The sequence below is a fragment of the Phreatobacter stygius genome (genome assembly GCF_005144885.1).
Taxonomy (GTDB): Bacteria; Pseudomonadota; Alphaproteobacteria; order Rhizobiales; family Phreatobacteraceae; genus Phreatobacter; species Phreatobacter stygius.
On sequence record NZ_CP039690.1, the window covers coordinates 4,559,462 to 4,582,945 of the forward strand.

Annotated in this window: 22 protein-coding genes; 7 read left to right on the forward strand and 15 right to left on the reverse strand. The window is 67.1% G+C overall.

Annotated elements, in window-relative coordinates; genetic code table 11:
• Positions 1-3: 3 nt before the first annotated feature.
• Positions 4-1,398 carry a cation diffusion facilitator family transporter gene (locus tag E8M01_RS21430; protein WP_136962005.1) on the reverse strand — a complete coding sequence of 465 codons (1,395 nt, stop codon included), beginning with the start codon at positions 1,396-1,398 and terminating at the stop codon, positions 4-6.
• 89 nt (positions 1,399-1,487) lie between these two features.
• Between E8M01_RS21430 and E8M01_RS21435 the strand changes: the two genes are divergently transcribed.
• From E8M01_RS21435 to E8M01_RS21445, 3 genes are all read left to right on the forward strand, one after another.
• On the forward strand, positions 1,488-2,897 hold the full coding sequence (locus tag E8M01_RS21435; RefSeq protein WP_136962006.1) for a peptidoglycan-binding domain-containing protein: 1,410 nt from the start codon (positions 1,488-1,490) through the stop codon (positions 2,895-2,897).
• Positions 2,898-2,908: 11 nt separating this feature from the next.
• Entirely contained in the window at positions 2,909-3,733 is an 825-nt protein-coding gene (locus tag E8M01_RS21440) for an alpha/beta hydrolase (RefSeq protein ID WP_136962007.1), read from the forward strand.
• Between the two features lie 154 nt (positions 3,734-3,887).
• The gene (locus E8M01_RS21445) at positions 3,888-5,348 is read left to right on the forward strand and encodes an N-acyl-D-amino-acid deacylase family protein (RefSeq protein WP_136962008.1); all 1,461 of its coding nucleotides are present in this window, start codon (positions 3,888-3,890) and stop codon (positions 5,346-5,348) included.
• A gap of 21 nt (positions 5,349-5,369) precedes the next feature.
• Here E8M01_RS21445 and E8M01_RS21450 read toward each other — a convergent pair whose 3' ends face one another.
• Together E8M01_RS21450 and E8M01_RS21455 are read right to left on the reverse strand one after the other, a co-directional pair.
• Positions 5,370-6,344, reverse strand: coding sequence for a Bug family tripartite tricarboxylate transporter substrate binding protein (locus tag E8M01_RS21450; RefSeq protein ID WP_136962009.1), 975 nt, complete (start codon positions 6,342-6,344; stop codon positions 5,370-5,372).
• Between the two features lie 46 nt (positions 6,345-6,390).
• On the reverse strand, positions 6,391-6,873 hold the full coding sequence (locus E8M01_RS21455) for a MaoC family dehydratase (protein WP_215908781.1): 483 nt from the start codon (positions 6,871-6,873) through the stop codon (positions 6,391-6,393).
• Positions 6,874-7,086: 213 nt separating this feature from the next.
• On the opposite strand from E8M01_RS21455, the gene E8M01_RS21460 reads away from it, so the two are divergent.
• Together E8M01_RS21460 and E8M01_RS21465 are read left to right on the forward strand one after the other, a co-directional pair.
• Entirely contained in the window at positions 7,087-7,887 is an 801-nt protein-coding gene (locus E8M01_RS21460) for an IclR family transcriptional regulator domain-containing protein (RefSeq protein ID WP_136962010.1), read from the forward strand.
• 135 nt (positions 7,888-8,022) lie between these two features.
• On the forward strand, positions 8,023-9,003 hold the full coding sequence (locus E8M01_RS21465) for a hypothetical protein (RefSeq protein WP_136962011.1): 981 nt from the start codon (positions 8,023-8,025) through the stop codon (positions 9,001-9,003).
• A gap of 16 nt (positions 9,004-9,019) precedes the next feature.
• On the opposite strand, the gene E8M01_RS21470 is transcribed toward E8M01_RS21465, so the two are convergent.
• The 9 genes from E8M01_RS21470 to E8M01_RS21510 all read right to left on the reverse strand — a co-directional run bounded on the left by E8M01_RS21470 (position 9,020) and on the right by E8M01_RS21510 (position 19,737).
• A complete protein-coding gene (locus tag E8M01_RS21470; protein ID WP_136962012.1) occupies positions 9,020-10,240 on the reverse strand; it encodes an MFS transporter in 1,221 nt (406 codons plus the stop codon).
• A gap of 61 nt (positions 10,241-10,301) precedes the next feature.
• On the reverse strand, positions 10,302-12,011 hold the full coding sequence (gene ade, locus E8M01_RS21475; protein WP_136962013.1) for an adenine deaminase: 1,710 nt from the start codon (positions 12,009-12,011) through the stop codon (positions 10,302-10,304).
• Positions 12,012-12,140: 129 nt separating this feature from the next.
• Positions 12,141-13,757 carry an ABC transporter ATP-binding protein gene (locus tag E8M01_RS21480; protein ID WP_136962014.1) on the reverse strand — a complete coding sequence of 539 codons (1,617 nt, stop codon included), beginning with the start codon at positions 13,755-13,757 and terminating at the stop codon, positions 12,141-12,143.
• Complete coding sequence (locus E8M01_RS21485) at positions 13,754-14,650, reverse strand: ABC transporter permease (protein ID WP_425467748.1); 897 nt, start codon at positions 14,648-14,650, stop codon at positions 13,754-13,756. Before E8M01_RS21485 ends, E8M01_RS21480 begins: the two co-directional genes overlap by 4 nt.
• A gap of 38 nt (positions 14,651-14,688) precedes the next feature.
• Positions 14,689-15,630 (reverse strand): ABC transporter permease, encoded by a 942-nt coding sequence (locus E8M01_RS21490; RefSeq protein ID WP_136962016.1) that lies wholly within the window; start codon positions 15,628-15,630, stop codon positions 14,689-14,691.
• A 66-nt stretch (positions 15,631-15,696) separates the two neighbouring features.
• On the reverse strand, positions 15,697-17,304 hold the full coding sequence (locus E8M01_RS21495) for an ABC transporter substrate-binding protein (RefSeq protein ID WP_136962017.1): 1,608 nt from the start codon (positions 17,302-17,304) through the stop codon (positions 15,697-15,699).
• 157 nt (positions 17,305-17,461) lie between these two features.
• Positions 17,462-18,868: an amidase gene (locus E8M01_RS21500; RefSeq protein ID WP_136962018.1), complete on the reverse strand. Its 1,407-nt coding sequence runs from the start codon at positions 18,866-18,868 to the stop codon at positions 17,462-17,464.
• A gap of 129 nt (positions 18,869-18,997) precedes the next feature.
• Positions 18,998-19,525, reverse strand: coding sequence for an RNA polymerase sigma factor (locus tag E8M01_RS21505; protein ID WP_246088379.1), 528 nt, complete (start codon positions 19,523-19,525; stop codon positions 18,998-19,000).
• Positions 19,522-19,737 carry a YgaP-like transmembrane domain gene (locus E8M01_RS21510; protein WP_136962019.1) on the reverse strand — a complete coding sequence of 72 codons (216 nt, stop codon included), beginning with the start codon at positions 19,735-19,737 and terminating at the stop codon, positions 19,522-19,524. The genes E8M01_RS21505 and E8M01_RS21510 overlap by 4 nt, the downstream gene beginning before the upstream one ends.
• A 195-nt stretch (positions 19,738-19,932) precedes the next feature.
• Between E8M01_RS21510 and ybaK the strand changes: the two genes are divergently transcribed.
• The gene (gene ybaK / locus E8M01_RS21515) at positions 19,933-20,406 is read left to right on the forward strand and encodes a Cys-tRNA(Pro) deacylase (protein ID WP_136962020.1); all 474 of its coding nucleotides are present in this window, start codon (positions 19,933-19,935) and stop codon (positions 20,404-20,406) included.
• A 23-nt stretch (positions 20,407-20,429) separates the two neighbouring features.
• Here ybaK and E8M01_RS21520 read toward each other — a convergent pair whose 3' ends face one another.
• Complete coding sequence (locus E8M01_RS21520; protein WP_136962021.1) at positions 20,430-21,584, reverse strand: DUF2855 family protein; 1,155 nt, start codon at positions 21,582-21,584, stop codon at positions 20,430-20,432.
• A gap of 154 nt (positions 21,585-21,738) precedes the next feature.
• On the opposite strand from E8M01_RS21520, the gene E8M01_RS21525 reads away from it, so the two are divergent.
• On the forward strand, positions 21,739-22,683 hold the full coding sequence (locus tag E8M01_RS21525; protein WP_136962022.1) for a LysR family transcriptional regulator: 945 nt from the start codon (positions 21,739-21,741) through the stop codon (positions 22,681-22,683).
• A gap of 17 nt (positions 22,684-22,700) precedes the next feature.
• Here the strand turns inward: E8M01_RS21525 and E8M01_RS21530 are convergent, their stop codons facing one another.
• Both E8M01_RS21530 and trxA read right to left on the reverse strand, forming a co-directional pair.
• Complete coding sequence (locus E8M01_RS21530; protein ID WP_136962023.1) at positions 22,701-23,024, reverse strand: hypothetical protein; 324 nt, start codon at positions 23,022-23,024, stop codon at positions 22,701-22,703.
• Between the two features lie 82 nt (positions 23,025-23,106).
• Positions 23,107-23,457 carry a thioredoxin gene (trxA, locus tag E8M01_RS21535; RefSeq protein ID WP_136962024.1) on the reverse strand — a complete coding sequence of 117 codons (351 nt, stop codon included), beginning with the start codon at positions 23,455-23,457 and terminating at the stop codon, positions 23,107-23,109.
• Positions 23,458-23,484 lie beyond the last annotated feature (27 nt).

Here is a 23,484-nt window from a genome sequence, read left to right on the forward strand (position 1 = left end):
GGCTCAGGCTGGCCCGAGGGAAGGGGTCCAGGTCCTTGGCGGCTCGGTATGGCCGACCACCCGCAACACCTTGGGATGCGCGCGCCGGAACCGGCGCTCGATCTGGTCCACCGCCTCGTGCACCCGGGCGACCGGCAAGGCCGGATCGGCGCGGCAGTGATAGATGACCACCAGCCCGGCTTCGGTGGAGCGCGCCCGGACGCTATGCACGTCGGTGATCAGCCCGGTCTCGTCGGCGAGTGTCGCCAGCGAGCGGGCAATGTCGGTGACGAGATCGGGTTCACAATCGCTGCCGGCCAGCAATTCGGCCTGCAGCGGCTCGATATGGGTCTCGACTTCGACATCTTCGCCGAGTTCGCCGCGGATCGCCTGTTCGAGCCGGCTGGCGATCTCGTGCGCAACGCCGAGCGTCATCACGCCGTCGACCTCCAGGTCCAGCCCGATGCAGAGCCGCCCGCCGAGACGCTGTACCGTGACATGATGGACCGCGAGATTTTCGGTGCGCGCGATCAGGTGGACCTGTTCCAGCACGGTCTCGTCGTCGAGCGCCACCGGATTGGCGGTCACCGTCGGCCGGGTGCCGGGGTGAGCCGATATCGCCGCCGCGGCGATCCTGGCCTTGAGTTCGGCGACGCGCTCAAGCGGCAGCGCGCGGCTGACCCTGACCAGGATCTCGGCGAGCACTTCCGGGCCGACCTGGCGCAACCGGATCTGATCGACGGCGACCACGCCGGGGACGCCGTCGACCGCCGCGGTGATCGCTTCCGTGGCGCCCTTGGGGGCTGCGTCCATCAGCGCATCGATGGTCCGCCGGCCGAGCCGCCAGCTCATCGCACAAATGAACACCGCGACCAGGATGGCGGCGATGGCGTCCGCCTTGGGGTAGCCGAGCCAGACGAAGACGAGGCCGGCGAGCACCACCGCCGAACTGCCCATGTCGGCGGTGAAATGCAGCGCGCCGGATTCGAGCGCATGGCTATGGGTCTGCTTGGCGATCCGGCCCATGATCCGGGAGCGCCAGAAATCGACGGCGATGACCGCGGCCATCAGCAGCGCCATGACCGGCGTGACCTCGACGGTGGCGCCACCATCGGCCAGGCGGCGCAGGGCCTCGGTCACGACGATGCCGGAAACCAGGAACAGAAATGCCGTCTCGGCCAGGGCGGCGATCGATTCCACCTTGCCGTGGCCGTATTGGTGCTCTTCGTCTGCGGGCTTGTCGGCGAGCCTCACGGCGTAGAAAGTGAGGAGGGTCGCGGCGGTGTCGACGAGACCGTGGGCCGCTTCGGCGAGAATGGCGATCGAGCCGCTCGCCAGGCCGACCGCGAGTTTCGCCAAGGTCAGCGCAATGGTGATCGCAATGGATGCGAGGGCTGCTTTTTGTTTGATCGATGTCATCGCGCGCGGGCCCGCCGAACCATGCCCATGAGCCCTAGGCTGCGCTGCAGCACGGGTCAATCCGGCAGTTTCTCCGGCGGGAGGCAATCGTGAGCCCATCGACCGGCCGGCATTTCGACCGCCTTGCCGTGCGCTTCGCCAGTGTACTGGCCGGCGTCATGCTGCTGTTCGGCCTGATCTGCGGAACCGCGGCCCAGGAAGCGGAAATTCGCGCGCTGCAGGAGGATCTGAAGACGCTCGGCCTGTTCCAAGGGCCGGTCGACGGCGAGAACTCCGAGGCGCTCTCGGCGGCGATCGCGGTCTATGTCCGCCAGGCCGGCTTTCGCGACCCGCCCGATCGGGCCTTTCGCCATTTCGGAGCGCTGGTGCGCGATGTCGACCTGGAAAAGCGCATTCGTGCCGGCAAGGCCAGGGCGGCGCATAAGCAGACCGTGGCGACCCGCTTCGGCCCGATGGAGATCACGACGTTCCGGCAGGCCGGAGCGCCGGCCGGTTTCTCCGATGGCCGGCGCGTCAGCATTGCCGGCCAGCGGGTGGACGCGGCGCTGGCGACCTTCGTCGACTGCTGCGACGCCAAGGTGTTTCAGGTCAACGGTGCCGATGTGGTGGTGCTGCGCGGCACGGCGGACGCCGCGGGCTGCGGTTATACTCGGGTCTATGTCACGCTGACGCGCGAGCGGTTCCTGGTCACCGATCGGGAGGACAGTTGTGCTGCCGATCCCACTTTCGCGGTCGACAGCGGCCGGCTGATCGTCACCGCTCAGGCGCGCACCAGCCTGCTCGACGCCCGCTGGTCACTGACACCGGGCGAGCCGATCCAGTTCGAGCGGCTGGTCATCGCCGGCTCTTTCGATGCGCTGACCTGGTGGGTCGGGCGGCAGCCCTGGGAGCGCATCGACCGGGGCTTCCGCTTCTTCAATTTCACCCCGGTGGCCGACGCGCTGGCTGCCCTGCTCGAGCCCGAGGCGCTCGGCTGGACGTTCAAGATGACGCTGACCACGCCGGTCGAGCGGCGCGGCGAGCTGATCTTCGTCTCCGGCAGCTACAAGCCCGACGAAACCCTGGTGTCGGTGACGATCGATCTTGCCAATCGCGCCGTTCACGCCTGCAGCTTCAACCGCGGCATGACGCGGTTTGCCTCCACCCTGCTGCGCGGCGTGTTCTCCGATCCGGCGGCATCCTGCCCGGCCGATATCGAACGGGCGCTCGACACCTGGACGGCGCTCGGGGTGGTGACCGGCGGCGCTCGCATGCGCGTCTTCGGTTTCGAGGGCTCGTTCGGCGACGAGGCGGCCTGCAAGGCCGGCGGCGACCGGGTCACCCACATCACCGCGCGATCGCTGCGGGTCGCCGGTGAGCAGGAGCAGGCGATCACCGAAGTTGGCGTCGCCGACGGCGACTATATCATCGGCACTGTCGGCCGAAGCGTGCCGATCAAGCGGCTCGACGACGACCGCATCGATCTCGACGGCGAAGTCCTGCGCCGCTGCCCGGAATGAGCGAGCCTGTCATGTCCAGCCCCGACCTCGAAATCGAATACAACAACCGCGCCCGTGTGGCCGATCATCCCGCGGTCATGCACGTGTGGGCGCGCGATGCGGCCGCCTATCGCGAGGCTTCGCCCGCCGCCCGGCTCGACCAGCCCTACGGCGCCGGCGCGCGGCATCGCTACGATCTGTTTCCGGCCGCCGCGGCTCGCCATGAAGCGCCGCTTCTGCTGTTCATTCACGGCGGCTATTGGCAGGCGCTTGACAAGACCTGGTTCAGCCAGATGGCCCGCGGCGCCAATGGCCATGGCCTCGATGTCGCCGTCATGAGCTATGACCTTTGCCCCGCCGTGACGGTCGCCGAGATCGTCGGCCAGGTGATCGCCTGCACCCGCGTGCTGCGCGAGCGGTTCGGCCGGCGGATCCTGCCGTTCGGTCACTCGGCCGGTGGCCATCTGGCGGCCTGTCTCGGCGCGACCGACTGGCTCTCGCTCGGTGAGCCCGCCGATCTGATCGCCGGGATCCTGCCGATCTCCGGGCTGTTTCATCTGGCGCCGCTGGTGCCGACCAGCCTCAACACGGCGCTCGGCCTCGACGCGGCCGCGGCGGCCCGGCTGTCGCCGCTGACCTGGACGCCGCGGCGGGGCCTGCCGGTGACGACGGTGGTCGGCGGCGACGAGGCGCCGGAATATCTGCGCCAGAGCCGGAGCCTGATCGAATGCTGGGGCGTACTTGGCGCCACGACCCGGGCGATCGAAGTGGCCGGTGCCAATCATTTCACCGTGGTGCTGCCCTTTGCCGATCCTGCCTCGGAGCTGACGCGCGAGCTGGCAATGCTCGCCGGGTGACCACATTCCGCCAAAGGCGACCACATTCCACCAAAAAAGCCGGATTGCCCGGCTAAGAATCCGGCCGTGACGCCATCGCGGCCCGGCCGATGATGGCGTTTCCAAACAAGCCGCGCGGCAACAGCGCGCTCAAGAAGACCAGCAGGAGTGTCCCATGCCCCGCGCCGATTTTGTCATTCGCAACGCCCTGATCATCGACGGTACCGGTGCGCCGGGCCGCGTCGGCGACGTCGCCGTCACGGCCGACCGGATCGTCGCGATCGGCGATATGCTGCCCCATGGCGGGCACGACATCGACGTCAAGGGCCTGGCGCTGGCGCCCGGCTTCATCGACGCCCATACCCATGACGACCGGGCTGTCGTCGCCGACCCAGCCATGACCTGCAAGGTCAGCCAGGGCGTGACCACGGTGGTGGTCGGCAATTGCGGCATCTCGCTCAGCCCGGTGGTGGCGCCGGTCCGGCCGCCGGCGCCGATCGACCTGATCGGCTCCGAACCCGAGCATTTCTTTCCAAGTTTCGCGGCCTATTTCGATCATCTCCGCAACAATGCCCCGGCGCTCAACGTCGTCGCCCAGGCCGGTCATTCCTCGCTGCGCTTCATGACCATGGACGACCTGAAGCGGCCGGCGACCGAGGCCGAGATCGGCCGCATGCAGGAGATCTTGCGCCAGGCGCTCGGCGAAGGCGCCGCCGGCTTCTCGACCGGCCTCGAATATCCGACCGCCGAGGCAGCCCCGACCGAAGAGATCGAGCGGATCGCCGAGGTGGTGCATGAGTTCGGCGGCTTCCACTCCACCCATATGCGCAACGAAGGCCAGGACGTGATGGCGAGCCTCGCCGAGAGCGCCCGCATCGGCAAGCACGCCCAGGTGCCGGTGGTGATTTCGCATCACAAGCTGTCCGGCATCGGCCACCACGGCAAATCGGTCGAGACGCTCGCCGCGATCGAAGGCTATCGCACGGCCCAGGTGGTGACGCTCGACGTCTACCCCTATGTCGCTTCCTCGACCATGCTGGCGGCGGTCCGGGTCAAGCGCTCGACCCGCACCATGATCGCCTGGTCGGTGCCGTTCCCGGACCTGTCGGGCCGAGACCTCGCCGATGTCATGCGCGAGATGAACCTGACGCTCGACGAGGCGGTCGAGCGCCTGTCGCCGGCAGGCGCGATCTATTTCCAGATGGACGAGGCCGATGTCAGCCGCATCCTGGCCTATCCGCACAGCATGATCGGCTCCGACGGCCTGCCGCATGACAGCCATCCGCATCCCCGGCTGTGGGGCACGTTCCCGCGCGTGCTCGGCCATTATGTCCGTGAGACCGGCCTGCTGACGCTCGAGGATGCTGTGCGCAAGATGACCGGCCATACCGCCGCGACCTTCGGGCTGCGCGACCGCGGCGTGATCGAGGAGGGCGCCTTTGCCGACCTCGTGCTGTTCGATCCGGCCAGCGTCATCGACACCGCGACCTTCGAGAACCCGGCGCAGCCCGCCGCCGGCATTTCCGGCGTCTGGGTCAATGGCGTCCTGACCTGGACCAATGGCGGCCATTCCGGCGCGCGGGCCGGCCGTGGCCTGTCCCGCGTCGGGCTCAAGCGGCTGGCGTGGGCGGCGTGACCGGAGGGCGAGCGGATCGGCTCATTCGATCCTGACACCCGAGTCCTTCACCACGCCGGCCCAGCGCGCGATCTCGGCGCGCATATAGGCGCCATAGGCCTCGGGCGTGGAGCCGAGCAGCTCGGCGCCCTGGATATCCAGCTTGGCCTTCACTTCCGGGTCGGCGAGCGCCTTGAGGGTCGCCTGGTTCAACCGGGCGATCACCTCGGGTGGCGTGCGGGCGGGAGCCAGGATGCCTTGCCAGGCGCCGATCTCGACATTGGGCAGGCCGGCCTCCGCGAAGGTCGGCGTATCCGGCAGCACCGGGCTGCGCTTGGCGCTCATGATGGCCAGCGCCCGCACATGACCGCTTTGCGCCAGGGGATGGGCCGAATTCACGGTGTCGGCGACGAACTGGACATGGTTGCCGGCCAGCGCATTGAGCGCCGGCGCGCTGCCGCGGAACGGGATATGGACCGCCTCCAGTCCTTGCGATTTCAGGAACAGCGCGCTGCCGAGATGGGTGACGTTGCCGGCGCCGCCCGAACCATAGGACAGCTTGCCGGGATTGGCCTTCACATAGGCGATGAATTCGGCCAGCGAGCGGACCGGCAGCGAGGGATGGACGGCGATCAGCAAGGGCACGGTCGCGGTCAGCGCGACCGGCGCGAAATCGCGCGTCACGTCATAGTTGAGCTTGGCATAGAGCGAGGCGCTGAGCGCGATCGACGAGGTGTTGTAGAGGACGGTGTAGCCATCGGGCTCGGCTTTCGCGACCCCCTCCGCGGCAATGTTGCCATTGGCGCCGGGTCGATTGTCGATCACCACGGCCTGGCCAAGGGCCACCGCCATCTTTTCTGCCAGGACGCGCGCGACGAGATCGGTCGGTCCACCGGGCGGGAACGGCACCAGCAGGCGCACATTGCGGGATGGATAGCCAGCCTGAGCCGCCGCGCGCGAGGCGGTGCCGCCGAGGAGGGCCAGGGATGTCAGTAAGGTCGATCGGCGCGTCAGCATGGGTGGTCCTCCGGAAGGGTCGTTTTTTGCTTTGAGTCGAACGTCTTCAGGCGGCCGGCCGGCCAGCCAGGAGACGCTTGGCGGTATAGGTCAGCACGCCCTCGTTGCGCTGGTTGAACACCTGGATCAGCGAGGTGACGACGGCTCGGCCGCTCCTAGAGGTCGGGCGGATCTCGGTCACTTCGACGGTCGCCCAGACACTGTCGCCAACCTTGACCGGGGCATGGATGGTCTGGGCGAGTTCCAGCATGGCAAGCCCGGTGCCCTGGATCATCGTCTGCAGGATGAAGCCTTCGATGATCGCGTAGGTGAGGGCGGCCGGAACCGGCCGTCCGGTGATCGCGCCATGCTCGTAGTCGGCAGCGATGAAGATCGCCTCGAGCATGCCGGTGACACCGATGAAATTGACCAGATCGGTCTCGGTGATGGTGCGGCGGAAGGTCTTGAGCTTCTGCCCTGCGGTCAGGTCTTGCCAGAAGAAGCCGTGGCCGAGGGTGGGGAGGTGAGACGTATCGGGCATAGGCGACATGGCGGGCCTTCGAGAGTGTCGGGGAGCGAGGCAGGGGCGTTGACGCAAGCACAGAACCCATCGGGGCCTGATCCCCGGGGATCAGCAGGCCGAAAGGTTCTAGAGACTTTCATCTAGTGAAATTATAGTTCATTCTTAGAAAATCACGCGCAGGCAGGCCGAGTCAATTGGCCGATCGGCGGGCGCATCCCCTGGCCATTTTGCGGAGAACACATGGCATCGTACCGGCCCGTCATTGCCGCCTTGCGGGTCCTCGACGTCCTCCTCGCGGTGAACCGGCTGGAGCGGCCGACGTCGGGCCAGGTGGCGCGCGCGGTCGGCATCAATGCCGCGACCGCGATCCGCATGCTCGAGACGTTGGTCGCCGGCGGTTTCGTGCGCAGGGATATCGAGAATGGCACTTTCACGCCGACCGGCCGGACGCTCGACCTGAGCCGCGGCTATCAGGCGCATCTGGAAGTGGGAGCCATCGCCCGGCCGTTTCTGGAGGAGCTCCAGCGGCAGGTGGCCTGGCCCTCCGACCTCGCGATCTTCGACGGTGACGCGATGATCGTCGCCGAGACCAGCCGCGGGCGAGGGCGCCTGTTCTTCGATCGCAAGCCGGGCTTCCGGGCGCCGGTGTTCGGAACCTCGCTCGGTCTGGCCTATCTGGCTTTTTGCAACCCGCTGGACCGTCGGCGCGCGATCGAAGGCGCATCCGGCCAGTCCGGCGCGTGGAACGATCTGGCGCGTGACGACAAGGCTCTGGAGAAGCTCCTCGGCGACATCCGGGCGCGCGGTTATTCGCTGATGACCGAAGCCTATTCACGGGAAGCCTATGGCTCGGCGGTCTGGGCTTTCAGCGTGCCGGTCCTGGTTTCTGGCGAGGCCCTGGCTTCGCTCAACCTGACCTTGCTGCGCGAGCCGATGGGTCGCGAAGAAGCCATCGGCCGCTTTCTGAAGCCGGTGCAATCGGCCGCCGAACGGATCGCCGTGGCGCTCGGCGCTCCGGCCCTCTCCCACCGCCCGCGATGACCTGGCCCGGCCGCCGCGATATTGCGTCGACGAGCACCTTCGATCAGGAATGCGCGTTGCGCCGGGGCCGGATTCGGACGAGCTGCACCAGCATGCGCTTGGCCCGGATCGTCACCGCCGGCAATGGAGGAGATGGTGATCGGACGGATCGTGGTGCTGATCTTGGTCGCTTGCTGGGGCTTGTCGGCCAAGGCCGCGCCGGATGCCGGCGCGCCTTCGGTCGATGTCGCGCCTCAGCCCGGGGCGGCAGCCGGCGTCCCCGCGCCGGCCGCCTCGCTTCCGGTCGACGTCGACCACCCCCCGGGAGCCCGGGCAGTCGATAGCGCCAAGGCCTTTCTGGATGCCCGGTTCGAGGCGGCGATGCGCGCGGAAGCCGCGCTCGAATCCTATTTCCGGGCCCTGCAGGACCGCAGCCGGCCGCTCGACAAGGGCTGGGTCGCGGCCATCGCAGGATCGGGGCGGCTGGAGCGCGACGCACCCACGGCGCAAGGCCTGCGGCGTTTCCTCGAAAGTGCCGGCGGCACAACCCTGAGCCCGACCGACCGGCAGGTCCTCGGGCGCTACGAAGCCGAACTCGCCGAGCGATTGGAGAGCCGGCGCAAGCAGGCCGAAGCCTGGAGCAATATGTTCACCTTGCCTGCCGGCGCAACGCCGCGGGATGTGCGAAAATGGGCCGTGAACTTCGCACCGGCCATCGATTGGCTGCGCCAGCTCGACGACGAGACCTTCGAGCGCGTGCTGGTCCGCATGGCGGAAGAGATCGAGGATCCGATCGACGTCGCGCGCTGGAAGCGCCTGCTGGCGACGGCGTTCGACGCGCGCCAACGGGTCCGATCTCACGAACCGAGAACCGCCATGCGCCGGCTCGCGGCGGCAGGAACCGCCATTGACGATGTGCTGAAGGGCAGGCCGGACTTTTCCGGGCTTCGCCCGGACGAGCAGGCGGCCGTGCGTGAACTCTTGACCGACGCGCTGGTCAACGCCCCCGGCCGGCCCGCCAGCATGATCATCCAGGTGGCGCGGCTCGACGACGTGATGACCCCGGAACAGGTCCGCTTCCTGCCCGACAAGATCCTCGCGCTCGCCAGCGCCATGTGGTCGTCCCTGCCCGAGTGAGGACGACGCCGCCGCGTCAGGCCGCAGCCGCTTGCGGCATGGTCTTGAGGCTGGCGAGCGGCGAGGCGAGCGAGACCAGGGCCGAGGCAGCGAAAGCCACGGCGACCAGCACCATCGCGGCATCCAGGCCATAGATCTGGCCAACCAAGCCGCCGGCGAGCGCGCCGAGCGGCCTGACCCCATAGATCGCCACCTGGATCGTCGCGGTCACCCGGCCCATCAGGCCGGGCGGCGTGACCAGCTGGCGCACCGAGGTCTGCATGACCAGCCACAGCATCGGCCCGAAACCGATCAGGCCGAAGGCGACAGCCGCGATCGCGATGCCGCCGAAACGCGGCGCGGCAACCATCAGCATGGCGCCGAGCATCGAGGAGACCGGCCCGAACATCAGCACGACCCTCGGCTCGACCCGGGCGAAGATGACAGGCGCCGTGGCCGCCCCCAGGATCATGCCGAGACCGCTCGCGCCGATGGCGAGGCCGGCCGTCGCCACATCGGCCCCGAGCCGGGCGAGCGCGAAAGGCACGAAGATGGCGGTGAGTGCGATGAAGGCGAAGTTCCAGAAAATCGCGCAGAGCCCGATGGCGCGCAGCAGCGGCTCCTTCAGCACGAAACGGCCGCCCTCGGCGATGGCCTTGAGGATCGGCGGTTTGGCAGGGATCGAACCAGCGGAGCTGGCCGCGGCTGGCGGCACGATGGTGAGCCCTGCGATAAGCGCCGCGCAGGCCAGCGCCGCGGCCAGGGGATAACCGGCCATGGGTGAAACCCGCTCGGCCAGGAGACCGACGATGAAGGGCGAGGCGGCCACCGCCGAAGCGCGCGCAAGTTCGATGCGCGCATTGGCGGTCGGCAGATCGGCGCCCGGCACCAGTGACGGCACCAGGCCGATCTGCACCAGCACGAAGGTCACCGTGCCGCCGGCCGCCAGAAAGGCGCCGAGCGCCAGCAGCGGCACGCTGCCGGCCAGGGCGGCGAGCGTCGCGGCGGCCGCCGCGACCAGGCTCAGCGTCAAAGCGCCGATCAGAACAGTCCGCTTGGGCCAGCGGTCGACGATCACGCCGGCCGGCAATGAGATCAGCAACCAGGCGGCGGTCTGCGCCGCGACCAGTACGCCGACCAGGCCGGGCCCGGCATCGAGAACCAGAACTGCGGTCACCGGCAGCGCGGCGAGCGCGATCTGATCGGCGGCCTGGACGAAACCGGAGGTGGTGAAGAGGCGGGCGAAGGGCGTGGCCATGGATGATCTCCTGGCCCGCTCGTCCCATGGCGCCGCCGCGGTCAAAATCCGTTTCTTGCGCTCAAACCATCAGCGCGAAGCGGTCGACATCGACCATGCCGCGATCCGAGATCTTCAGGTGCGGAATCACCGGCAGCGGCAGGAAGGCAACTTGCAGGAACGGTTCCTGCAACACGACGCCGAGCGCCCTGGCCGCCTCGCGCAGATCGCTGAGCGGCCGGATCAGCTCCTCGAAGGGACGGTCGCTCATCAGCCCGGCGATCGGCAGCGGCAATTCGGCGCGCACCGCGCCGCCCTCGACCACGACGAAGCCGCCGCGGATCGCCACCAGCCGGTTGACCGCGATCGCCATGTCGGTTTCGTCGACCCCGACCACGCAGATATTGTGGCTGTCATGGCCGACCGACGAGGCGATCGCACCGCGTTTCATGCCGAAACCATGGACGAAGCCGCGACCGATATTGTCGTTGATGCCGTGGCGCGCCACCACGGCCACCTTGACCGCGTCCTGGTCGAGATCGACGCCCATTGCCCCGTTCCTGACCGGCAGTTCCATGCGCAGGTGCCGGGTGATGATCTTGCCGGGGATCACGCCGATCACCGAGGCGGTCGAGCCGGTCGCTGGTACCAGGAAATCCTCGGCGCCGACCACCCTTGCCTTCATGCTGTCGAGCCCGACCGGCGGCACGGTCTGGCGCCCGCGATAGGCCTCCTCGTCAACCGCCACGCCGCCGGCGAAGACCTGGCTCACCGCGCAGGTTTCGAGATCGTCGAGCAGCACGATGTCGGCGCGCTTGCCCGGCGCAATCATGCCGCGATCCCTCAGGCCGAAAGCGCTCGCCGCGGTCAGCGAGGCCGAGCGGTAGGCGGCGAGCGGCGGCACGCCGAGCGCAATGGCGGTGCGGATGATGAAATCGAGATGGCCTTCCTCGGCAATATCGAGGGGGTTGCGGTCGTCGGTGCAGAAGGCCAGGAACGGCGAGGTCTGAAGCGTCAGCAGCGGCGCCAGGGCGTGCAGGTCCTTGGATACCGAGCCTTCGCGGATCAGCACGGTCATGCCCTTGCGGATCTTTTCGAGCGCCTCGTCGGCGGTGGTCGTCTCATGATCGGTGCGGATGCCGGCCGCGGCATAACCGTTGAGGTCGAGACCGACGAGCAGCGGCGCGTGGCCGTCGATCTGCCGGTCGGAAAAGGCTTCGAGCTTGGCCAGGCAGGCCGGGTCCTGGTGCAGCACGCCGGGGAAGTTCATGAATTCGGCAAGCCCGATGACCTTCGGATGGTCGCGATAGGCGACGAGGTCGGCGGCTTCCAGCCTGGCGCCCGAGGTTTCCAGATGGGTTGCCGGCACGCAGGACGAGAGCTGGACGCGCAGGTCCATGACGGTGCGGCCGGCGCCTTCCAGCATGTAGTCGAACGCCGTCCGCCCCAGCACATTGGCGATCTCATGCGGGTCGCAGATGGCGGTGGTGACCCCGTGCCGGGTGACGCAGCGGTCGAATTCCATTGGCGTGACCAGCGAGGATTCGACATGCAGATGGGTGTCGATGAAGCCCGGCACGGCGATCCGGCCGCGGCCCTCGACAATGCGCGCACCCTGGTAGGAACCATAGGTCCCGACAATGCAGTCGCCGGCGATCGCGATGTCGGTCCTGATCAGTTCACCGGTGACGAGATCGAGCAGCCTGACGTCGCGAATGACCAGGTCGGCCGGGTTCGTGCCACGGCCCTGGGCAATGCGGCGGGCAAGCGTTGCGGCGTCGATCCGGGTCATGGTCCCTCCGGTCCGGTGCTTGGGCGTCCTGCCGGCTCCGCGGGGCCTTCGATCGGCGCGCGGAGCCGGCAGGAAGCGAACGGACAAAGAGATAAGGCGGGCTTCCGGTCGACGGAAGCCGAAACGCCCTCAGGCCACCCGCGCGAACTGGAAGTTTCGCCCGGGAGCGGCCTCGAACAGCGACTTGGTATAGGGGTGCTGGGGCGCGGCGAAGATCTCCGTGGTCTTGCCGTGCTCGACCACGATACCGTTCTTCATGACCGCGATGCGGTCGCAGATCTGCGCGGCGACGCGCAGGTCGTGGGTGATGAACAGCACCGCGAGGTCGAATTTGCGCCTGACATCGTCGAGCAGGTCGAGCACCTGGGCCTGAACCGAGACGTCGAGCGCCGACACCGCTTCGTCGGCGATCAGCACCTCCGGTTCCATGGCGAGGGCGCGAGCGATGCAGATGCGTTGGCGCTGGCCGCCGGAGAACTGGTGCGGATAGCGATCGAGAGCATCCGGCGACAGGCCGACGAGTTTCATCAGGTCGCGCGCCTTCTTCAGCGCATCCTCCGCGCTCATGCCGAAATTGCACGGCCCCTCGACGATCGAGGCGCCGACCGAGCGGCGCGGGTTGAGCGAGCGATAGGGATCCTGGAAGACGATCTGGCAGATCCGCCGATGCGGGCGAAGCTGGCGTTCCGGCAGCATGGCGACGTCGAGATCGCCGACCCGGATCGTGCCGGAGGTCGGCTCGATCAGCCGGGCGATGCAGCGCGCAACCGTCGACTTGCCGGAGCCGGACTCGCCGACGATGCCGAGCGTCTCGCCGCTGCGGATCTGGATGTCGACCTCGGATGCCGCGCGCACCTCGCGGGCCTTCCGGAAGAAGCCGCCGCCGCCATAGACCTTGGACAGCTTGACCGTTTCCAGCATGAGCTGGCCGGTCTTCACCTCGCGCTTCGGCGGGGTCAGGGTCGGCACGGCGTTGATCAGCATCTTGGTATAGGGATGCTCGGGCCGCTTCAGCACGGCGTCGGCGGTGCCGGTCTCGACCACGCTGCCCTTCTGCATCACCACCACCCGGTGGGCGATCTCGGCGACCACGCCGAAATCATGGGTGATGAACAGCACGCCGGTGCCGCGGCGCTGCTGCATCTCGGCGATCAGTTTCAGGATCTGCGCCTGGGTCGTCACGTCGAGCGCGGTGGTCGGCTCGTCGGCGATCAGGAGCGAGGGGTCGAGCACCAAGGCCTGGGCGATCATGATGCGCTGGCGCTGGCCGCCGGAGAGCTGATGCGGATAGGCGTCGTAAAGTTTGGCCGGATCCGGCAGGCGCACCGAATCCATCACCGCCAGCACCTTGTCCTTGCGCTCGGCGAAGGACAGGTCGGTATGGATTTCCAGAACCTCGTCGATCTGCTCGCCGCAGGTGACCACCGGGTTCAGCGCGGTCATCGGCTCCTGGAAGATCATCGACATGCGCGTGCCGCGCAACGCCCGCAGCCGGCTGCCGCTGGCCTTCAGCATGTCCTCGCCTTCGAGCATGATTTCACCGGCCACCGGCGCCAGCTGGCCCTTGGGCAAGAGCCCCATGACCGAATGGGCGGTGACCGATTTGCCCGAGCCGGACTCGCCGACCACGCAGACGATCTCGCCCGGATTGACCGAGAACGAGACATTGTCGACCGCATGCGCGCGGTCGCCGCCCTTGGGCAGTCGGACCGAAAGGTTCCTGATGTCGAGAACTGGCCCGCTCATCCGCGTTTCTCCATTTTCGGATCGAGCGTGTCGCGCAGTCCATCGCCCAGCATGTTGACCGCCAGAACGGTGAGGGCGAGGAAAATGCCCGGATAGAGGATGTTGTGGGGGAACAGGCGGAACACTTGCCGGCCCTCGGCCATGATATTGCCCCAGGTCGGGATTTCAGGGGGAATGCCGATGCCGAGGAAGGACAGGATCGCTTCCACCAGGATCGCCGAGGCGCAGATGAACGTGCCCTGGACCAGCAGCGGTGCGATGGTGTTGGGCAGGATATGCCGGATCAGCAGCGGCAGCGTCGGGGTGCCGACGGTGATCGCCGCTTCGACATAGGGTTCCTCGCGCACCGACAGGACCACCGAGCGCACCAGCCGCACGACGCGTGGAATTTCCGGCACCATGATGGCGACGATGACGGTGAGCACGCCGGCGCGCGACAGCGAGACCAGCGCGATGGCCAGCAGGATGGCGGGGATCGCCATCAGTCCGTCCATGATCCGCATGATGATGCCGTCGAGCCAGCGGAAATAGCCGGCCAGCATGCCGATGATCAGGCCGATCACGACCGAGAAGAAGGCCACGGTCACGCCAATGAAAATCGACACCTGAGCGCCGTAGATGACCCGCGAATAGACGTCGCGGCCGAGCGTGTCGGTGCCCATGTAATGGAGCATCGTCTTGCGGGTGCCGTCATCGAGCCGGTAGGAGCTTTCGGCCATCGGCAAGCGATTGCGCGCGGCCGGGTTGATCGCGGACGGGTCGTTGGTGGCGATCAGGGGCGCGATCAGGCCGATGAAGATCATCACCAGAACGATGGCCGCGCCGACGATGACCGACGGGTTCCGCTTCAGCTTGCGCCAGACGGTCGGCTTCGACGGCGCCGGAATGTCCACGGCGGCGGTGGTGAGCGGTGTGGAGGCAGCGGGGGCGGTCAATAGCGGATCCTCGGGTCGAAGATCGTGTAGGAGAGGTCCACGAGCAGGTTGATCAGCACATAGACGAGCGAAAACAAGAGGATGATCGCCTGGATCACCGGGAAGTCGCGCGCCAGCACGGCGTCGACGGTGAGTCGTCCGAGACCCGGGATCGAATAGACGCTCTCGGTCACCACCACGCCGCCGATCAGCAGCGCAACGCCGATGCCGACGACGGTGGCGATCGGCACAGCGGCATTTTTCAGCGCGTGGTGAAACAGCACCTTGATCTCGGTCTGGCCCTTGGCGCGGGCGGTGCGGATATAGTCTTCCGACAGCACCTCCAGCACGCTGGTGCGGGTCATCCGGGCGATCAGCGCGACATAGATGACCGACAGCGTGAAGGCCGGCAGAACCAGGCTGACGAACCAGGGCCAAAGCCCGTTGCCGATGCGCTGATAGCCCTGCACCGGAAACCAGCCGAGCTTGATCGCGAAGATATAGACCAGCAGGTAGCCGATCACGAAGACCGGCACGGAGAAGCCGATCACCGAAAAGCCCATGACCACCCGATCGATCCAGGTGCCCTGCTTATAGGCGGCGAGCACGCCGAGCGGAATGGCGACCAGCACGGCGATGAGGATGGTGAAGGCGGCCAGCGACAGGGTCGGCTCGATCCGGTCGGAGATCAGCTCCCAGACGGTCTTGCGGAAGAAGAAGCTCTCGCCGAGATCGCCGCGGACCGTGTTGGTCAGCCAGATGAAGAACTGCGAGACGATCGGCTGGTCAAGCCCGAGCTTGGTCCTGATCTCGACGATCTGCTGGGAGGTGGCGTTGTCGCCGGCAATGACCGCCGCGGGGTCGCCGGGCGTCAGGCGCAGCATCAAGAACACCAATACCGCAACGGTGAGCAGTACTGGCACGGTCGCGGCGAGGCGGCGAAGGATATAGGAAATCATACGAAACCGATCGACTACGCAAAGAAAACGGCGGCCGGAGGGTCCGGCCGCCGACAGCTCACCTTATCAGGCTCCACGGCCTTTCTCGATATTCCAAAAGATCGGCGCGGGCGCCGGGATCCAGCCGCTGATGTTCGGGCGCGTGGCGCCCGGCTGATACCACTGGCCGAGATGAACGTGGGTCGGGCTTTCCGCCACGCGCCGCTGCACGGCTTCGGCAATGCTCTTCTGCTCGGCCGGCGTGCCGGCGCGGGCGAAGCGCTGGCGCAGCGCCTCCAGTTCCGGGTCGTTCGGCCAGCCGAAGGCGGCCTTGTCGCCGGTGGCGTTGAAGAAGCCGGCCATCACCGGGTTGAGAATGTCGGCCGACACCCAGGAGGTCAGCATGGCATTCCAGCCGCCCTGCGCCGGCGGGTCCTTCTTGACGCGGCGGGCGACCACCGTCTGCCAGTCCATCGACTGCATGTCGACGACGAAGCCGCCGCGCTCCAGCAGCGATTTCGCGACCGGCCCGAGATTGGTCAGAACCTGCAGATCGGTCGAATGCAGGAGCACGATCGGCTCGCGGTTGTAGCCGGCTTCCTGCAGCAACTGCCGCGACTTGGCGAAGTTCGATTCCAGCTTGTCTTCCATGCCGGCGGTCGTCTCCAGCGGCGTGCCGCAGACGAACATGGCCTTGCAGACCTTGTAATATTCCGGGTCGCCGATGGTCGCCTTGAGGAAGTCCTCCTGGTTCAGCGCATAGAGCACGGCCTGGCGGATCTTCGGGTTGTCGAACGGCTTGACCGACTGATTGAAGCGCATGGTGTACTGGTTGCCGAGCGGGTTCCACTCGACCAGCTTGATCGAGCGATCGCCCTTCAACAGCGGCAGCAAGTCGTGGCTCGGTGCCTCCATCAGGTCGATTTCACCGGCGAGCAGGGCATTGGCTGCCTGCTGCTGGTCGGCGATGACACGCCACTCGACCCGGTTGACCTTGGCGACCTTGCCGCCGGCGAGGCTGGACGGCGGCTCGGCGCGCGGCTTGTAGCCGTCGAACTTGACATAAACAGCCTTGTCGCCCGGCCGCCATTCCTCGCGCACCATCCGGAACGGGCCGGAACCGGTGAAGTCGGAGATCTGAGTGTTCGGATCGGTGTCGGCGACCCGCTTCGGCATCATGAAGGGAACGTTGGAGGAGGGCTTGCCGAGCGCGAAGATCAGGAGGCCGGTCGGCTCCTTGAGTTTGATCTGGAAGCTCTTGGCATCCTTCACCGTGATGGCCTCGACGAAGCCGAGCACGGTCTGGCCGAGCGCATCGCGGGCGCCCCAGCGCTTGATCGAGGCGACGCAGTCTTCCGCCGTGACCGGCTGGTTGTCGTGCCAGAGCAGCCCGTCGCGCAGGGTGAAGTCATAGGTCAGCTTGTCGGCGCTGGCAGTGAAACCCTGCAGCATCTGCGGCTGGATCTCGCCCTTGGCGTCCATCGCCAGCAGGGTGTCGTAGATCATGTAGCCGTGGTTGCGGGTGATATAGGCGGTGGTCCAGATCGGGTCGACGATGCGCAGGTCGGAGTGCATCACGACGCGCAGGACATCCTGCGGCTGCTGCGCACTGACGGAGATCGGGGCAGAGAGCGCGCCTGCGGTGGCGGCGGCGCCGGCCACGACGGAACGGCGGGACAATTTCACGGACGACATAGCGAAACTCCTCGGAGGACGCGGTGGGTAAACGGAGCCACCGAGCGCGATCGGGATGAGACGATGCTTGTCAAAGCGAAGTCAATCCCGTTCCGCAGCCAGGGGGCGCGTAATTTCGATGCACGCACAGGCTTTGTGCAGACCGGCGATGCGACAATCAGACGCGTGCGAAGGGCCGGGCCGTCTCAAAGGCACTCATGGCCTTCAAAACCAGCGCGTCGGCGCGCTTCGCGCCGACGATATGCAGGCCGATCGGCAAGCCGTCGCCGTCGCGACCGCAAGGGACGCTGGCCGCCGGCTGCTGGGTCACGTTGAACGGTGGGGTGAACGGGCTCCAGTCGGTCCACAGCGGGCCCCATTCGGCCTGGCCCGCAAAGCCGGCCGGCGGCAGGTCGGCGCCAATAGGGATGGCGCCGGTCGGCATGGTCGGAGTGATCAGGAGGTCATAGGTCTCGTGGAATTTGGCCATGGCGATGACCACCTTGGCGCGCTGGTAGAGCAAGGCGTCGATCAGCGCGGTGGCCGGCATCCTGGCACCGATCCGGGCACAGTCGACCAGGCCCGGATCCATCTCCGCCTGTTCGGCCGGGCTGAAGGCGGACAGCGCCAGCGCTGCCCCGGCGTTCCAGATATCCCAGGCCAGCGGCGCGGGATCGTCGATCGGCGGGTCGACCTGATCGACGGTCGCGCCGAGATCCTCGAACACCCGGGCCGCGTCGGCGATCGCCTTGTCCACGGCCGGATCGACCTTCTTGACGAAGCCGAGCCGTGGCGAATAGGCGATCCGGAGCCCCTTGACGCCGTCCTCCAGCCCGACGGTGAAGTCGGGCGCCGGCGTGTTCCAGGCCATCGGATCGCGTGCGTCGGGCCCGGACAGGATCGACAGCAGGGCAGCGACCTCGCGCACCTCGCGGGCGATCGGTCCGAGATGAGCGAGCTCGCCCATCACCGAGAGCGGATAGGCCGGCACGCGGCCGAAGCTCGGCTTGATGCCGGCGACGCCGCAAAAGGCCGAGGGGATGCGGATCGAGCCGAGGCCGTCGGAGCCGAGATGGAAACGGCCGATGCCGAGCGCCGCCGCCGCCGCCCCGCCCGAGCTCGAGCCGCCGGCGGTCCGGTCCTTGTTCCAGGGATTGCGGGTATGGCCCGTGAGCGGTGAGGAGGACAGGCCGATCCAGCCGAATTCCGGCATGGTGGTGGTGCCGAGAACGACCAGGCCGGCGTCCTTGCAGCGCGCGGTAACCGGCGCGTCGAAGGTCATCGGCGTCGCCGACGCGACCTTGGAGCCCTTGCGGCTCGGCCAGCCCTCGACCGCCATGTTGTCCTTCACCGTGACGGTCACTCCGTCGAACCGGCTCTTCTGCTCGCCCTTCATCCAGCGCGCTTCCGCCGCGCGCGCCCAGTCGAGCGTGCGCTTGCGGTCAAGGGTGACGAAGGCGTTGATCGTCGATTGCGCCGCCTCGGCCCGGTCGAGCGCGTCGGACGTCGCCTCCACCGGCGACAATTGTTTGCGCCGGAAAGCCTGGCCAAGGGCGAAAGCGTCGAGATCGGAAATTCTGGTCATGCATCGTCTCCCCTGCGCACAGGCTGCCACGGCGGCGGGGGCGCGGGTAAGCCCCCCGCCCGACAAATCGGTCATGTCGGAAAAGGGGATGCATTTGTCGTTAATCGTGGCCCGGAGAGAACATCGATCTCATCGGGCGAGATATTCGCGCATCATCATGCGCGCCCGGTGAAGCCGCGCCTTGACCGCCTCGCGGCTGAGGCCGCGTTCGCCTGCGATCTCGTCGATGGTCATTTCCCTGACATCGCGCATCAGCGCGATCTCGCGATACTGCGCCGGCAAGGCCTCCATGGCGGCGGCGATATCCAGCCGTATCTCGATGTCGGGACGGCTGGCAAAGGTGCGCTCCAGATCGATCCCGTCGATCGGTTCGGTCGGGACAAGGCCGGCGCGACGTGCCAGGCGCAGGCATTCGCGCCGCACCACCACGAACAGCCAGCGCGATACCGCCGCAAGCGAACGAATGCTGCCGACGCGCCTGAACAGCAGCCAGAGTGCCTCCTGGGCGGCGTCCTCGGCATCAGCCGAGCCGCGGCAGGCGGCGCGCGCATAACGCCGGATGTCGGGCTGGGCGATCGCGAGAAGCGCGACGATGGCGGCCTGGTCGCCCAGGCGCGCCGCTTCGAACAGAGGTTGGGGCCAGGTTTTGCCGGTCACGCGCCGCGTCCATCGCGCCGGCCGACACCGGCGACCGCGCACATCGGGCAATAGCCGACAATACCGGTCAAGGCGAACATCGCGCCCGCCGCGGCGCCGGCAAGGCTGAGTGGGGGCGCCATCAGGGCGAGCGCGGCGCCGGCGCCGGCAAGGCCGAGCGCAATGCGGGCGATCTGCTGAAAGCCGCCAATATTCTTTCGGTAGAAGACCATGGATCTCATCTCCTGTGTCGCCGGGCTGGCCGGCTTGCAGGGATGAAGAGGCGGCCAGGAGCCAAAGCGGTTCGCCTGACGCCGCGTTTTTTTTGCGGCGGCATCGGGCATGACCGGCGATCGGCCCGGTTGACCGCCATTCGGCCGGCGCCATAGCCTTGGCGTCATCGTTGCGCCGACCGAATGAAATGACCGATGTCGAAGACCACCCGCGCGACGCTTGCCCTTGCCAAGGCCGGCGCCACCTTCACCGTTCATACCTACGACTATGACCCGGGCGCCGACCGCATTGGCCTGCAAGCGGCGGAAGCACTTGGCGAAATGCCCCGGCGCGTGCTCAAGACGCTGATGGCCGAGGTCGATGGCAAGCCGGTCTGTGTCGTCTTGCCGTCCGACCGCGAGGTCAGCATGAAGAAGCTCGCCGCGGCCTTCGGCGGCAAATCGGCCAACATGATGAAGCCGGGCGATGCCGAGCGGCTGACCGGCTACCATGTCGGCGGCATCAGCCCGTTCGGACAGAAGCGCGCCGTGCCGACCGTGATCGAGACGGCAGCCCTGGCCGAAGATCACGTCTTCATCAATGGCGGCCAGCGCGGTTTGCAGGTGCGGCTCGCCCCGAAGGATGCGCAGCAGGTGCTCAAGGCCGTCGCCGAACCGGTGGCCGCCTGACCGGCGGCGGGCGCCGCGCCGCTTCAGGACGCGCCGATTGACAGGACATGCGCCTTTTCAGGGGCCGTCCTGCCGTCGAGGACGTCGCGATAGATGCGCTCGAGCCCGTCCCTGCCGGTCGAATGTTCGACCACCAGCCAAGGCCCGACATATCCGAGGAAGCCGTGCCATGCCTCCGCCAGTCGCGCCCTCAGAAGGTCGGCGCCCCATTCCTTGCGGCGTGCGATGATGTGGTCGGGGGTGAAGAACAGCGTCGGCGCTGGCCCCGGCAGTTCGGCGCCAGCTGAACCAAACGCGCCTGCAAAGGCATCCCAATGCGTCAGGCCGACCCGGGCGCTGTGCTGCAAGGCGTTGCCCATGCGGCCATGGACCGCCGCCTGCACCTTCGAATCCCCGGCAATGTCGATGAAGACCGCAGGTGCGTCGGAGAGCGACGATATCGCGTCATAACCGACAACCCGGTCGTAAACGCCGCGACGCCGGACGAAGTCCGCATTGGCACCCGAGGTCAGCCCGATGATCTCGAATTCCCGCGTCGGTATCCGCGCCAGCAGGAAGGCGAGGCCGAGCGCGGTCTTGCTGGAGGCGCTGGAGATGATGATCTGCCGGGCGCCGAAGAACCGCGCGTCCTTGAGGAATTCCGAGCAGAAGAACGACAGGCTGAACAGCGGACGCAGGACCAGGTGCGCGTCCTCGTGGGTCCGCTCATAGCTGCCGTCACGGTTGACCAGGACATATTCGTTATAGGTTGGCGGCAGCACGTTGCGATGGGCCGTGGCGTCGACGAAGCGGGTGCCGCGCAAGCCGTCCGGCTGCATCGGGAGATGTGTGGCCATCGGAAAATAGCCATAGATGCGCTCGCCCTCATGCACCTCCGGATGGCGTGATCCGACCACGTCGCCGAGACCCCAGACCGGAATACACCCCCAGTTGTCCTCGGCCGGGAAAAACCGCCAGTAGGCGATCTGGTCACCCAACCGGGCATAGCTGACATTGTTGGCCGTGAAGGCGAATTTGGTGATCGCCACGACGATCTGGCCAGCCGCGATACGGGTGCTGTCCGGCGCATCGCGCTCGTGCCAGGACCATTGCCGCAGGTTGTCCTTGGCGACGCGGAATCCGCTGAAGCCTCCCGCGGCGCGGACGGCGGCTATCTTGGCTGTCCTGTCGAAATCCATGATCGCTGTCCCCTGCTGATCGCCATCCGGCGCCGCCGGCGCGGTGCGGCATCGGCGGGCTCGGCGGTCGCCACGCCTTTTCCCGTTGAGCGAGGGTAGGAGGCGGGCGTATCATTCAGCAAATGCATTGTCTGAATACGGACCAATAAATCAGATGCATCTATCGCGGGTCGACCTGAACCTGTTCGTGGTGTTCGACACCATCTATGCGGAAGGCGGCATCACGCGTGCGAGCCAGCGGCTCAACCTGTCGCAGCCGGCCATCAGCCACGCGCTCGGGCGCCTCAGGCAGATGTTCGATGATCCGCTGTTCACCCGCCACGGCCATGTCATGACCCCGACACCGCTGGCGCGCCGGATGATCGAGCCGATCCGTCAGTCACTGCAGCAGCTGGAGCTGACCTTGAACAAGGTCGACCGGTTCGATCCGGCCGGCGCCACCAAGCGCTTCACGATTGGCATCCGTGATGTGCTCGAATCGGTCGTTCTGCCGAACTTCATGCGTGGCATCGCCAGGGATGCTCCGCATATCGACATCAGTATCGTCAGGGCCGAGCGGCGGGAGCTGGAAAGCGAGCTCTCCGCCGGCACGCTCGATGTTGCGATCGACATCCTGTTGCCGCTGGCCGACGAGATCCGGCGCCGGCGCGTCAGCGCCGAGGGACTGGCGGTTGTGGCGCGACGGCAGCATCGGCACGTCCGGCCGGGGCTCGATCTCGACAGCTATCTGGCCCAGGAGCACATCGTCGTCTCGGCGCGCCGCCGCGGCCAGACCGCCGAGGACTTCGAACTCGGGCGGCACAATCTCGGCCGCCGCGTCCGCCTGCGCTGCCAGAATTATTTCGCGGCTTGCCACGTGGTGAGCGAAACCGACCTGATCCTGACCATGCCCGAACGCTACGCTGGCATCATCAACGCCCAGTTCAAGAATCAGCTGCTGCCGTTTCCGCTCGAGGTTTCGGTCGTCGACATCTATCTCTACTGGCACGCCAATGCCGATGCCGATCCGGCCAATGCCTGGCTGCGCCAGCAATTGCTGGCGGCGCTGCAGGAGGGCACGGCGGCGGCGCGAGGATCGCGTCCCGCACCGCGGACATGAGCATTCGAAGCGGAGATTCAGCGGCGGCGGCGTTTGCGTCGCGCCGCCTTGATCTCGGCGATACGCACCTCGTCCTCGATCTGCAGGTGGCGGCCGCGTTCGAGAATCTCGAGCGTATATTCCTCGTAGGTCAGGCCGAGCCGGTCGGCCTTGTCCATGCGGAAGCGCATGACATCGGCCGAAACCTTGCGCCACGCGTCGCGATGGGCCCGTTTCCAGTGCAGGAAGAGATGGGCGTCGCCCTTGCCCCAGGGCGGCCCGAGATAGTCGTCCAGGGCGGGCCCGCCATTATGTCCGAGAGCCTTGTTGCGCACGTTCCGGGAGGCCAAGGGGGATGCCATGAAATCTTATATGGTGGATCCTATTCTACGATAAGAGAATGTTCTGCATTGATCAATCGTCTCGGCGACCGCCGCGTCAGCCTCAACTCCGGCCGGCTCGTGGTGACTGGCCCTCGCCCAGCACGGCGCGCAGCCAATCTGCGATGGCGGCGCCCGGCAATGCGCCGACGCGGCTGTCGACGGCTTCGCCGTCCTTGAACAGGAGCAATGTCGGCGTGGTACGAACGGCAAAACGCCGGGCGGTTTCTTCGTGTTGCGAAATGTCCAGCTTGACGATGCGCAATTGCCCGGCGAATTCGACCGAGAGCCGCTTCAGCGCCGGCTTGAGCATGCGGCAGGGGCCGCACCACGGTGCCCAGAAATCGACGAGCACGGCGCCGCGCGCCTGAATCACGTCGCTGTCGAAGGATGCGTCGGTCAGGTTGGTAAGCATGCGGAGGCTCCCATCAGCATTTGTCGC